This is a genomic window from Selenomonas sp. AB3002, assembly GCF_000702545.1.
Taxonomy (GTDB): Bacteria; Bacillota; Negativicutes; order Selenomonadales; family Selenomonadaceae; genus Selenomonas_B; species Selenomonas_B ruminantium_A.
In genome coordinates this window covers 52,799-65,130 of record NZ_JNIO01000008.1, presented here as the reverse complement: position 1 = coordinate 65,130, position 12,332 = coordinate 52,799, and the positions used below count along the sequence as shown (strand labels likewise).

At 51.6% G+C, this 12,332-nt stretch carries 13 protein-coding genes; all 13 read right to left on the bottom strand.

Features of this window, described 5'->3' with window-relative positions:
• Nucleotides 1-16: 16 nt before the first annotated feature.
• Complete coding sequence (locus tag P159_RS0107830) at nt 17-616, bottom strand: hypothetical protein (protein ID WP_029542971.1); 600 nt, start codon at nt 614-616, stop codon at nt 17-19.
• Nucleotides 617-733: 117 nt separating this feature from the next.
• On the bottom strand, nt 734-1,342 hold the full coding sequence (locus tag P159_RS0107825; protein WP_029542969.1) for a hypothetical protein: 609 nt from the start codon (nt 1,340-1,342) through the stop codon (nt 734-736).
• 123 nt (nt 1,343-1,465) lie between these two features.
• A complete protein-coding gene (locus P159_RS0107820; protein WP_029542968.1) occupies nt 1,466-2,089 on the bottom strand; it encodes a hypothetical protein in 624 nt (207 codons plus the stop codon).
• 24 nt (nt 2,090-2,113) lie between these two features.
• A complete protein-coding gene (locus P159_RS0107815; RefSeq protein ID WP_029542967.1) occupies nt 2,114-2,989 on the bottom strand; it encodes an LPP20 family lipoprotein in 876 nt (291 codons plus the stop codon).
• Between the two features lie 298 nt (nt 2,990-3,287).
• The gene (locus P159_RS19920) at nt 3,288-3,506 is read right to left on the bottom strand and encodes a DUF1016 N-terminal domain-containing protein (protein WP_072004131.1); all 219 of its coding nucleotides are present in this window, start codon (nt 3,504-3,506) and stop codon (nt 3,288-3,290) included.
• Nucleotides 3,507-3,531: 25 nt separating this feature from the next.
• A complete protein-coding gene (gene clpB, locus P159_RS0107810) occupies nt 3,532-6,105 on the bottom strand; it encodes an ATP-dependent chaperone ClpB (protein WP_029542965.1) in 2,574 nt (857 codons plus the stop codon).
• 325 nt (nt 6,106-6,430) lie between these two features.
• The gene (locus P159_RS0107805; protein WP_029542963.1) at nt 6,431-6,886 is read right to left on the bottom strand and encodes a hypothetical protein; all 456 of its coding nucleotides are present in this window, start codon (nt 6,884-6,886) and stop codon (nt 6,431-6,433) included.
• 128 nt (nt 6,887-7,014) lie between these two features.
• Entirely contained in the window at nt 7,015-7,590 is a 576-nt protein-coding gene (locus tag P159_RS0107800; RefSeq protein WP_029542961.1) for an aminodeoxychorismate/anthranilate synthase component II, read from the bottom strand.
• Entirely contained in the window at nt 7,571-9,067 is a 1,497-nt protein-coding gene (gene trpE / locus P159_RS0107795) for an anthranilate synthase component I (RefSeq protein ID WP_029542959.1), read from the bottom strand. The genes P159_RS0107800 and trpE overlap by 20 nt, the downstream gene beginning before the upstream one ends.
• Nucleotides 9,068-9,078: 11 nt before the next feature.
• A complete protein-coding gene (locus tag P159_RS0107790) occupies nt 9,079-9,381 on the bottom strand; it encodes a hypothetical protein (protein ID WP_318253543.1) in 303 nt (100 codons plus the stop codon).
• A 75-nt stretch (nt 9,382-9,456) separates the two neighbouring features.
• Nucleotides 9,457-10,251: a tryptophan synthase subunit alpha gene (gene trpA / locus P159_RS0107785; RefSeq protein WP_029542956.1), complete on the bottom strand. Its 795-nt coding sequence runs from the start codon at nt 10,249-10,251 to the stop codon at nt 9,457-9,459.
• Entirely contained in the window at nt 10,251-11,435 is a 1,185-nt protein-coding gene (trpB, locus tag P159_RS0107780; RefSeq protein WP_029542954.1) for a tryptophan synthase subunit beta, read from the bottom strand. Before trpB ends, trpA begins: the two co-directional genes overlap by 1 nt.
• A 26-nt stretch (nt 11,436-11,461) precedes the next feature.
• Nucleotides 11,462-12,271: an indole-3-glycerol phosphate synthase TrpC gene (gene trpC / locus P159_RS0107775; RefSeq protein WP_029542953.1), complete on the bottom strand. Its 810-nt coding sequence runs from the start codon at nt 12,269-12,271 to the stop codon at nt 11,462-11,464.
• Nucleotides 12,272-12,332: the final 61 nt, after the last annotated feature.

Sequence of the window (12,332 nt, the reverse complement as noted above, 5' to 3'; positions counted from 1 at the left end):
TATTACATACATAATTTCATTTGTATTCATATTTATAAACAGATGTAAATATTACTTTTCCATCTTCTACAATTCCTGCAGATGTTGCAAATCTTACATCTCCTGTTTCTTCCAGAAATTTTAGTTTACCTCCATCTAAAGCAGATTCCAACGGTTTTTTCCAAAGATTAAACCACCCTTCTTTTGTCAGCCCCCCCATATCACGCAAGAGGAATCCAAAATATCCCATTATATCATTGTTATAATCTACATTAATACCTAAATATTCTTCAACTGATGCTGCTACAACCCTACCTTTCTCAACAGTAATTGTCAACGATGAATTATATGGATCCGAAAAATGTGCTAAATATGTATAGCGCCCATCCTCATTGTCATTTTTATATAAATCAACCAATTTCACTTTCAGGTTTCCTTTTTTTTCCACATTTTCATTAAATGCTTTCAAATAATCAGAAACATCTTCATCTGTTATATTTGAGATTGGCACTCTCCGCCATGTCTTTGCATAACTTGTTGCATGAAACGAAAGTACGACCGCTATAATACATAATATGACTAACATATATCTTGGTAGTATAGCATTACTTAAAAATCTTTCCCATCTCGATAACATAAGTAGTCATCTCCTTCTCTACCAATGCACATAATACATCATATTATATGTATGTTAACCATCAATCTATGCTGTTTCTTTAACTTCAAGGTTTAGGTTATATATCCTAAATCTAAATCACTCTACATATACAGCAACTTTCATGCAGTCTGTACTTTGATCAAAGGATTTTTCTACGAAATATTTCTTGTTATTATTGAAGAATCTAAATTCTTCTTTATCATATGTGAAATATTTCAAATCAAGCAATTTGTTATGAACTTTTTCTTTCTCAACCTCATCTATATTCTCCCAGCAACCTGCTGCTCTAAACACACACTCAACAAGCATAGAAATAATCTGTGGATTTCTATCTTTATATGCACTTAACATAAGAAATGAATTTTTATGCAATAACACATCAACTCCATACACTTCATGCTTAAAACTTGCATAAAATCGAAGCATTTGATTTCCTTTAGGGCCTATATCATATCCCCACATTTCTCCTGCCGGATATTCAGCCAACAACACTCTATTAGCGGAAAAACACTCCTTACCAAAGCCTTTATAATCATTCTCATATTCCTTGGTTATTAAATCATTGTAACGCTTCACTACATCTTCCATATATATTCCACTACACAATAATTTATCTTCTGCTGAACAGATACCGGGTAATGGTACACACAGGAAAGCAAACATTACCAACACCATGAAGCTCTTCTTCAATACATAGTAAACCATAACTTGGTCCCTCCTAATCTTTATCTTTTTGCTCTTTAACAAACCTTATTGTCTCAAAAATATCATAAAACAATCCCCATATATGCTTTAAAAATCATTTCCTCCGATTGACTTTTTCCGACTCTATCGTTCCGCACTTATCTCAACTCTCACCGCTCTTATATTTTCATCAAAATATTTTTCCACAAAGTATTTCCTGTTATTGTTAACAAATTTAATACTAGTTTTACCAGTATTAAAAAATTCCATTCCCTTCACGCCTTCAACGATTGCGTTATAATCAGCTTTTGGTAAATCAAACATAGCACCCGACACCAAAAGCAAAAACATTATCATATCACTAGCAAATGCAGGATTATTGTTATTCTTAACATTCTGCATGATCGGAGATTGTATATGCAATGCTACATCTATTACCAACACTTCATTACGTTCATTGGTCAGGAATCTGACTATTTGATTTTTTCTCCCTCCCAACTCATAGTTATACAGGCTTCCGTTTGCATCACCTCCAACTTTCTTCTTGTTCTTTGCCACATATGTGCCACTAACCTCACCACTTTCGAATATCTTATCGTAAAATGATACTATACTTTGATTATATTGATACACAATTTCATCAAAAGTTACATTATCATACAAGGGAGTTCTCGCTGCTGAACAAATATTTATTTCAGATATACATAAAAGGAAAGTACTGCAAATCAATAATACAAACCATCTCATTTTTATCTTTTCTAAAAACATAAAGCATGACCTCTTTTCTCAAATTTACCTCACAAATACCACCGCACAATTATCCAGAAAATGGCACTTCTGATTCTCTGCCAGTACCTTATCCGCATCTGCCGTGGAAATCACGGGGTAGCTGTTGTGGCTCTCCAGTCTCACGGCCTTCACCACCAGGGGATTGCTCCCGGCGCGGCTCTTGTTGCCGTTCATGCCGTTTGCATAACTAGCCATACCCTTGGCTATCACTTTGTCATAGTCCAGATTCTTGTAGCCATAGATAGGTTGGCTGTCGGCGTTCCTTATGACCGGGGACATTACAGGACTTAACCCCAGTCCGCTGCAGTCTACCACCAGCCCCGTATAACCTCCCGTGGCAGCGATATTGCCACTAGGGGCAGGAGCCGTCGGAGTGCCACTTGTCTCCACCGACACAGATACATTTACGGAGGGCGCGGGGAAAGCTTCTTTTTCCACGGGCTTCAGGGCTACCTTGGCAAGGGAATTAGTCACGCCGTAGAGGGGGACTTCCAATACCACCGTGCAGTTGCCATACTCGTCATAGTTTTCTGAAATAACTTTTGCCCGCTTCACCACTGCATCCACCTGCCCGGCTACAATATCCCCAGTGGATATATTGTCTTCGATGGTGCTTTCTGCCGTGATGTGAATTCCATTGGCCTGTTCTGCCAAGCGTCTGTAGGCATCCAGCATGGCTGCCTGATGGGCGAGAATCCTGGCGTGTCCTGGATTCTTCGCCCTGTCTGGTGGGGCACCATAGCCCGTGCCAGTAACAATATCATTCTCCCAGTCCGTGACGGCGCTGCCTTGAGCCAGCACTTGCAATAGCCCTATGCACATCATGAAGCAAACCATCACCAGCCCTGCCAGGAATCTCCGAACTTTGATCCTCTCCATCTGTAAAACCTCCCTGTTAAAAACAACACAAATCACCCTCCGGCATTGCCGCAGGGCTGCAAATCTTGATATGATTTTTTCCACAACTTAATAAACCATCTATTCTGTATCTCTCTAACGGACATTCGTTTCCTATGGGGGGATGAAGGCAGGCACACGAAGAACTTCACTGCCGTACATGATGAAAGCCTCCTTTCCACTATCGGTCTACAAACGTCCTAGTTTGTGTTTACTTCTACATCAGCTCCCCTTTCTCCTGCCAGCAACGACAAAATCAAATATCCCTTTCCTCAATCCTCTACCGTTCCAACTGACGAGTGCTCCAACCTGATTTAGCACACTCCTGAGCATAAAAATCCCGTTCCTGCTCATTTTCGACCTTCAGTAGCATACGATAATGTGTCCAACTCAATTGGTCACTCACTGCGTGACCAATTGGAAAAGCAAGGTAAATGTCACCCCTGAGACAAAAAATACTGGTTTGTTCCAGTATAATAGAACAAACCAGCGAAATCAACCTTCATTCTATTGTAATGGCGGTCTCAGCTTTTCCTGAACACGAACTCGCCGTTTTCTGCCTCGATCCTTACCGTATCCCCTTCCTGCACTTCGCCTTTGATGATTTCCTTGGAAAGCTCTGTCTCCACCGTATGGGTCAGGAGCCTCCTCAGGGGGCGGGCACCGAAGTTGGGGTCGAAGCCCTTGTCTGCCAGAGTGTCCAGAGCCTCTTCGCTCCAGGTGAGGGTGATTCCCACCTGCTTCTCCAGGCGCTTGTCCAGGGCTTTCAAGAGGATGGCAGCGATGCCCTTTACCTGCTCCTTTTCCAGGGCCTTGAAGACGATGGTGTCATCCACCCGGTTCAGGAACTCGGGACGGAAGTATTCCTTCAGCAGTTCCTTCACCGCCCCCTTGGCCTCCTCGTAATCCTTGTTGAGGATTTCATGGGAACCCAGATTGCTGGTCATGATGATGACTGTGTTCTTGAAGTTCACCACCCGGCCCTTGCCATCAGTGAGGCGACCATCGTCCAGGATCTGCAGGAGCACGTTGAACACATCACGATGTGCTTTCTCTATCTCGTCCAACAGGATGACGCTATAGGGACGACGACGCACAGCTTCCGTCAGCTGACCACCCTCATCGTAACCCACATAGCCCGGAGGCGCACCGATGAGCCTTGCCACAGAGTGCTTCTCCATGTACTCGGACATATCAATGCGGATCATGCTGCGCTCATCGTCAAAAAGAGCCTCTGCCAAAGTCTTGGCCAGTTCCGTCTTGCCCACCCCCGTGGGGCCCAGGAAGATGAAGGAACCGATGGGACGGTTGGGGTCCTTGATGCCGGCCCGGGCCCGCAGGATAGCTTCACTGACAGCCTTCACTGCCTCGTCCTGGCCCACCACCCGCTCATGGAGCACATCTTCCAGATGAATCAGCTTCTCCCTCTCGCCCGTGAGCATCTTGGACACGGGAATGCCCGTCCAGCGGCTCACCACCTTGGCGATATCTTCCTCCCCCACTTCTTCCTTCAAGAGCTGCTCACCCTGGGCGCGGGCGGCAATAGCAGCTTCCTCCTCCTGCAGGGTCTTCTGCAGCTGGGGCAGCTTGCCGTATTTCAGCTCCGATAAGCGGTTCAGGTCATAGGCCCGCTCGGCGGCCTCCATCTGGCCGTTTACCTCGTCGATCTCCTTCTTGATGGCCCTGACCCGCAGGATAGCCTGTTTCTCGCTTTCCCACTTGGCCTGCAGTTCCTTCTCCTGCTGCTGGAGCTGGGCCTTTTCCTCACGGATGCCCTGCAGTTTCTCCTTGGAAGCCTCGTCAGTCTCCTTGTTCAAAGCCTGTTCCTCGATTTCCAGCTGCATGATCTTGCGGCGCAGTTCATCCAGGGGACCGGGCATGGACTCGATTTCCGTGCGCATCTTGGCAGCAGCTTCATCCACCAGGTCGATGGCCTTATCCGGCAGGAACCTGTCGGAAATATACCTGTCAGACAAAGTGGCTGCCGCCACCAGAGCCGCATCACGGATGCGCACCCCATGATGCACCTCATAGCGCTCCTTGAGCCCGCGCAAGATGGAGATGGTGTCCTCCACGCTGGGCTGGCCCACCAGCACAGGCTGGAAGCGGCGCTCCAGTGCGGTATCCTTCTCGATATACTTCCTGTACTCATTGAGGGTGGTGGCACCAATGCAGCGCAGCTCGCCCCGGGCCAGCATGGGCTTCAGGATATTGCCTGCGTCCATAGCCCCCTCGGCAGCACCTGCCCCCACTACCGTATGCACTTCATCGATGAAAAGGAGAATCTGCCCGTCGGACTTGGCAATCTCATTCAGCACGCCCTTGAGCCTTTCCTCGAATTCCCCGCGGAACTTGGCTCCTGCCACCAAAGCGCCCATATCCAGGGAATAAAGGGTCTTGTTCTTCAGGGATTCCGGCACGTCCCCTGCCACAATGCGGCGGGCCAGCCCCTCTACAATGGCGGTCTTGCCCACGCCAGGCTCACCGATGAGCACCGGGTTGTTCTTGGTGCGGCGGGAGAGGATTTCGATAGTCCTCCTGATTTCCTCATCACGGCCAATCACCGGGTCCAGCTTGCCATGGCGGGCCAGGTCTGTTAGATCCCGGCCGTATTTCTCCAGAGACTTGTAGCCCTCCTCAGGGTTATCGCTGGTGACATTCTGCTTGCGGTTCTTCTTGATGGAGTCCTGAATGCGGCTCTTGGTGAGCTTGAACTCCCGACAGACAGACTGCACTTCTTCTGAGCCGTCCGTCACCAGAGCCAGCAGCAGATGCTCGGTGGAAACATACTCGTCCTTCATGGACTTGGAAAGTTCCTCCGCCCTGCCCAGCACTCGCACCATATCCATGCCCATAGAGAGGCGGTCCGTGCCCTTCACCCCGGGAATCTTGCTGAGCACCTGCTCCAGCTTGGCCTTCAGCAAAGGCAGATCCGTCTGGCAGTCCTCAAAGATAGTGGCCAAAAGCCCCTCCGGCTCCTTGGCCAGCGCCAGCAGCACATGGGCCGAAGTGATTTCCTGATGATATTTCATGGCAGCCAGCTGCTGTGCCGACTGCAAGGCCGCCAAAGTGCGGGCCGTGAATTTTTCCTGTCCCATATATATGCCTCCAATCTTGATTGCAAGAGTGATTTCAATTCCTTATGTACTCATTAAAACACAATAAGGTCAAAAAGTCAAATGATTTTCTTGACTTTTTGACCTTATTGATAAAGAAAATGTGCCGAAGGTCTCCTCCGGCACATCTTATGGTCAGCGCATTAGGGCGTGTTGATTAAATGAACTTGGCCTAGATTTGCGGGGATTGGCTGTCCATTGCAAGGCGACAAACCGGAGGCATAGCGGTGCTATGTCGAGGATTTGTCAACGAAGCAGGGACAGTCAAGACCCGTGAAGATGGGCTTAGTGAATTAATCAACACGCCCTAGGCCATGGCAGTCATCTGATAGCGGCTGCGCACGCGCTCCATCATCGCTTCATAACAGTTGAACAGGCTTTCCAGAACTGATTTATTCTCATCAAGGTCTTTCCGCACGAAATACTGGCGGATTTCCTGCTGAGCTGCCTTATCATCCTCGTCGTAAATATCCATCAACAGTTTCATGGTGAAACGGTGATGCTTGCTCTGCTCCTCAGACAGGGGCCTTATCAGCACTTCATAGAGCCTGACGATCCGCTCTGAAAAATCCAATACGCTCTCAGCGGGATACTTCTTGAAATGTATGGAGAGTATCTGGCCCACCAGCATCTTCATATCATTCCATTTGTCATCATTCAGGACATAACAATCCCGAAGCCGCAAATCCGTTTCGATGTAAGCATAAGCCTTCAAACGCTCCGACCATTCGCTAGACAGCAGCCATCGGTAGAATTTCTCCAAGCCTATCTCCTCGCTTTCGTCACTGAATCATCCCTCGTTACCCCGATTCTCTATGATTATATTATTCCGCGAGAATCTGAAAAATTCCTGCATGGAATATTCAGAAAGGCAAAAATTATGTTACAAAGTTACATTTTCTTAAGTTGCCCAAGGAAGTTCTGCAGCATCCTGTGCCCCTCTGGTGTGAGGATGGATTCCGGGTGGAACTGGATGCCCTCCACCGGATATTCCCTGTGCCTGAGCCCCATGATGATGCCATCAGAGAGCTCGCTGGTGACTTCCAGGCAGTCCGGCAGGCTTTCCCTCTCCACTATCAGAGAATGATAGCGGGCCACAGGCGTATCCTGGGGCAGACCTTCATAGAGGCCCTTGCCATTATGATGGATGGGAGACGGCTTGCCATGGACGATCTCGCCAGCCCGCACCACCTTGCCGCCGTATACCTCGCCAATGGCCTGATGACCCAGGCAGATGCCCAGGATGGGCAAGTCCTTCCCCAGCTCACGGACAGCCTCCTCGCTGATGCCTGCGTCCTTTGGCACCCCGGGACCGGGGGAGATGACCATGGCCTCATAGCCTTTCCTGCGGATTTCATCCACCGTGATCTTGTCGTGGCGGATGACCTCTACCTCCGCCCCCAGTTCCGAAAGCAGCTGATATACATTGTAAGTGAAGGAATCGTAGTTATCTAAAAGCAATATCACCGTTTTCCACCTCCTCCACTACTTCAAAGAGCGCCCTGGACTTCTGCAGGATTTCCTGATATTCCTTCTCCGGCACGGAATCAGCCACAATGCCCGCACCGGACTGAATGACCGCTTCCCTGTCCTTTTCGATGCGCATGGTGCGCAAAGTGATGCACATGTCCATATTCCCGGCAAAGTCCATATAGCCCACAGTGCCGGAATAGGACCCACGCCGCACAGGCTCCAGTTCATTGATGATCTCCATGGCCCGGAGCTTCGGCGCCCCGCTGACGGTGCCTGCAGGAAAGGTAGCCCGCAGCACATCCATGGGAGCGTACTCCTGCCTGAGCTTTCCCTGCACTTCTGATACCATGTGCATGACATGGCTGAAGTATTCCACTTCCTTCAGCTTCGTCACCCGCACAGTGCCAGCCTCGCTGATGCGGCCCAGATCGTTGCGGGCCAGGTCCACCAGCATGGAATGCTCAGCACATTCCTTTTCGTCGGCCTTCAGCTCAACAGAAAGCGCCTCGTCCTCCCTGAGGCTGCCTCCCCTGCGCCTGGTACCTGCAATTGGATACGTATAGACCGTCCTCCCCGCCACCTTCACCAGCATCTCTGGAGACGCTCCCACCAGCTTCACCGGGCCGAAGTCCAGATAGAACATATAGGGAGAGGGATTCACCTGACGCAGCCTGCGGTAGAAATGGAAGCAGGGCTTGGTGATGGACGCCCGGAACTGCCGGGAAGGCACTACCTGAAAGATATCCCCGGCAAAGATATGCTCCTTGGCCTTGCCGATAGCCTCCAGGAAATCCTTTGGTGCCTGACCATAGAGAGCCTGGAAGTCCAGCTTCTGCTCCCTCTGCTTTTCTTCTGCAGCAGTACGGGGCACAGGCCCCTCCAGGCATTTCACCACCTCTTCCATGCGAGCGACAGCTTCGTCGTAGGCCTCCGCCGCTTCCCTGCCCTGGGACTCTGCCAGATACACTAACCTGGCAGAGTTCTTCAGAGCATCAAAGACCACCAGCAGGCGGCAGATCATGAACTGGCCCAGAATCTCATTTTCCCCAATGGAGAGGCCCCGCACCCGGTCAAAGACAGCGGCTATCTCGTAGTTGAAATAGCCTACCAGTCCCCCGTTCACCAAGGGCAGTTCATCTGTCAGCAGGGGACGGAACTCCCTCATATACTCCTTCAGAGCCGCCACCGGCTCCCCCTGTATGCAGCGCATGACATCGTCCTGCTGCACCATGAGGTGGTCCTTGAAGACCTGGAGACGCACGAAGGGCTCCGCTCCTATGAAGGAGTACCTGCCGAACTGCTGGTGGGTGGTATCCACCGACTCCAGGATATATCCCCGGCTGCCCTCCACCAGCTTGGCATAGACCGATACCGGGGTATCCATATCCATATTTATTTCCGTAGAAAGGGCAATGAGATTTGCCCTTTCAGACATGCTTACGAATTCTTCTCTTGAAGGCTTCAGCTCCATAGACATCGCCCCTAAACTTTGGCAGTATTGATATCCTTGATGATATCCTTCTCAGGCTTGCCCAGCACCCACCCCAGGGTCTTGATCTCGGAGTACAGCATAACCCGCTGCTCCCTGTTGTCATCGTGACTGCGCATATATTCCTGATACTGGATAATAGACTGATTGTACTTTGCCAGGATTTCCTGGGTGTGGCGGCCATGGCGGCGGGTGATGAGGTTGCCATCCTTGACCCTTACTTTCTTCAAAAGCTCCACCGGGTCATCCTGCATATTTATTTTCTTCTTGTTCTCAAAATCCTCAAAAATGCTCATCTTGCTGCCTCCTGTCTGTCAAAAATCCACATGCAGGAGTATTCGTCATGAGAGCAGGATTTTCCTGTCAGGACCTCAGCCAAAAGCCTTGTCCAGAGCCTTGCGCATATTGCCGATTAGCTCCATGGCCTCGTCCTGCCGGCCGTCCAGCAAGCGCTTCACCACGGCACTGCCCACGATGACCCCGTCTGCATGGGCAGCAGCCGCCGCAGCCGCCTCCGGGGTGCCGATGCCAAAGCCGATGGCCAGAGGAACCTTTGTATGCTTGCGGGCCTCGGCGCAGACTCTGCCAATGACGCTGTAGTCAATCTCCTTCACCCCGGTGACACCGTAGTTGGACACACAGTACACGAAGCCGGTGGCTTCGGTGCAGGTGGCGCTCATGCGCTCCCCTGTGGTGCCGGGAGTGACGAACTCCATGAAGTGGAAGCTGTGAGCAGCAGCTATCTTCCTCATGTCCCCGGCCTCCTCATGGGGCACATCAGGGGCAATGAGGCCGTCCATGCCTGCTGCCATGGCATCTTCCACGAAGCGTTCAAAGCCGTAGTGGTGCATCTGGTTGATGTAGCCCATGGCCACCAGGGGAACCTCGGAGAACTTGCGGATCTCCCTCACGATTTCAAAAACCTTGGGCAGGGTCATACCATGCTTCAATGCCTCCACAGAAGCAGTCTGGATGACAGGACCGTCTGCCATGGGGTCAGAGAAGGGCACTCCCAGCTCGATGATGTCCGCCCCGGCTTCCACAGCCCGGCGCACTGCCTCGATGGTGCCGGCTGCATCGGGCATGCCGGCGGTGATATAGATGATCAGCGCCTTGCGGCCCTGGTCTTTCAGCTCTGCGAATTTATTTTCCAGCCTCGTAGCCATCATGCTTCCTCCCCCAATACCTTTGCCACCATCTGCACATCCTTGTCCCCACGTCCTGAAAGAGTCACCACTACGGTTTCCTCCGGGCTGGTCTCAGGCATCAGCTTCTCCAGATATGCCAGGGCATGGGAGCTCTCCACCGCAGGGATGATGCCCTCGATGCCGGAGAGGCGCTGGAAGGCCGCCAATGCCTCCTCATCGGTGACAGATACATACTGGGCCACGCCGCTGTCCTTGTAGAAGGAATGCTCCGGGCCTACCCCGGGATAATCCAGGCCGGCAGAAATGCTGTAGGCCTCCACCACCTGGCCGTCGTCGTCCTGCAGGAGATAACTGAAAGCCCCGTGCAGGATGCCCGGCTCACCGGTGCCGGACAGGGTCTTGGCGTTGTCCCCGGCAGCCTCACCCCGGCCGCCGGCCTCTACGCCGATTTTCTTCACTGACTTATCATCACGGAAGTCATAGAAGGTTCCGATGGCATTGCTGCCGCCGCCCACGCAGGCCACCACATAATCCGGCAGCCCCCCCAGCTTCTCCACGGACTGCTGGCGGATTTCCTCGCCAATGCATTTCTGGAAATCCCTGACCATGGCCGGATAAGGATGGGGCCCCACGGCAGAACCGATGATGTAGTGGGTGTCCTGGATATTGGTAGCCCAGTAGCGGATGGCCTCACTGGTGGCATCCTTCAGAGTGCCGGTGCCAGAGGAAACGGGAATGACCTTGGCTCCCAGGAGCTTCATGCGGAACACATTGAGCTTCTGGCGTTCCACATCCACCGCCCCCATGAATACGTGGCATTCCATACCGAAAAGGGCTGCCACGGTAGCCGTGGCCACGCCGTGCTGGCCTGCGCCTGTCTCAGCCACCACCCGCTTCTTGCCCATGCGCTTGGCCAGAAGAGCCTGGCCCAGGGCGTTGTTGATCTTGTGGGCGCCTGTATGCAGCAGGTCTTCCCGCTTGAGGAAAATCCTGGCCCTGCCATAGTGCTTTGTCAGCCGCTCTGCATAGTAGAGATTGGTGGGACGTCCTGCATACTCCCGCAGGTAGCTCCTGAACTCCTCCTGGAACTCAGGATCCTCTTTGTATTTGAGATAAGCTTCCTCCAGCTCATTCAGAGCCGGCATCACGATTTCCGGCACGTACTGTCCGCCAAACTTGCCAAATCTGCCCTTGGTATTCATCAGATATTCCTCATTTCCTAATATAGTCAAGCCGAAGCCTCGGCCTTTTCTCCAACCTTTGCCATCAGGCGGGTCTGGCGGGCTATATCATTGGCCCTCACCAGTCCCTCCCCCACCAGGATGCCCTTGCAGCCTGCCTGCTGCAGGATTTCCGCATCCTCCCGGGTGAAGACGCCGCTTTCGCTGATAAGTCTGCGCTCCCCCGTCACATAGGGCAGCAGCTCCAGCGTATTCTGGATATCTGTCTCAAAGGTCACCAGATTGCGGTTGTTGATGCCGATGTACTCAGCAGGAGTGGACAGAGCCGCCTCCATATCCTCTTCGTCATGGACCTCCACCAAGGCATCCATGCCCAGGCTCCAGGTGGTGTAAAGGTACTCCTTGAGCTGGGCGGGAGAAAGGATGCGGGCTATCAGCAGCACCGCATCCGCCCCCAGGAGCCTGGCCTCATAGAGCTGATACTCGTCAATGACGAAATCCTTCCGCAGCAGGGGAAGCTCCACCGCCTGGCGCACTTCCCTGAAGGATTCATTGCTGCCCAGGAAGTGCGGGTCAGTGTGGACGGACAGCATGGCCGCCCCGTTGGCCTCATAGATATGGGCCATCTCCACCACGGAGTGGGTCTTGTTCAGCCTCCCCTTGGCCGGGGACTGGAGCTTGCACTCGGCAATCAGATTCCAATCCCGCTGGCGGAAGCTGTGGGACATGCGGAAATGTCCGAACTGCCCCTTGCCCTCATTCAGCCTGGCCTTGATTTCCGTCAAAGGCATTTCCCTGCGGGCGTCATTTACAATCTCTTTTTTCTTTGCCACAATCTCGGCTAATATATCTTTCATGGTCTTGTACCTCTCTGTCTTTAATTTAGCCTCCACCGTTTACGGGGGAGGGGGACCACGC

What these genes read in the sequence shown, in the direction of transcription:
- trpE (WP_029542959.1), bottom strand. Translation starts at nt 9,067, where the DNA reads ATGGAGCTGAAGCCTTCAAGAGAAGAATTCGTAAGCATGTCTGAAAGG.
- trpC (WP_029542953.1), bottom strand. Translation starts at nt 12,271, where the DNA reads ATGAAAGATATATTAGCCGAGATTGTGGCAAAGAAAAAAGAGATTGTA.
- P159_RS0107825 (WP_029542969.1), bottom strand. Translation starts at nt 1,342, where the DNA reads ATGGTTTACTATGTATTGAAGAAGAGCTTCATGGTGTTGGTAATGTTT.
- P159_RS0107815 (WP_029542967.1), bottom strand. Translation starts at nt 2,989, where the DNA reads ATGGAGAGGATCAAAGTTCGGAGATTCCTGGCAGGGCTGGTGATGGTT.
- clpB (WP_029542965.1), bottom strand. Translation starts at nt 6,105, where the DNA reads ATGGGACAGGAAAAATTCACGGCCCGCACTTTGGCGGCCTTGCAGTCG.
- P159_RS0107790 (WP_318253543.1), bottom strand. Translation starts at nt 9,381, where the DNA reads ATGAGCATTTTTGAGGATTTTGAGAACAAGAAGAAAATAAATATGCAG.
- P159_RS0107820 (WP_029542968.1), bottom strand. Translation starts at nt 2,089, where the DNA reads ATGTTTTTAGAAAAGATAAAAATGAGATGGTTTGTATTATTGATTTGC.
- trpB (WP_029542954.1), bottom strand. Translation starts at nt 11,435, where the DNA reads ATGAATACCAAGGGCAGATTTGGCAAGTTTGGCGGACAGTACGTGCCG.
- trpA (WP_029542956.1), bottom strand. Translation starts at nt 10,251, where the DNA reads ATGGCTACGAGGCTGGAAAATAAATTCGCAGAGCTGAAAGACCAGGGC.
- P159_RS0107830 (WP_029542971.1), bottom strand. Translation starts at nt 616, where the DNA reads ATGTTATCGAGATGGGAAAGATTTTTAAGTAATGCTATACTACCAAGA.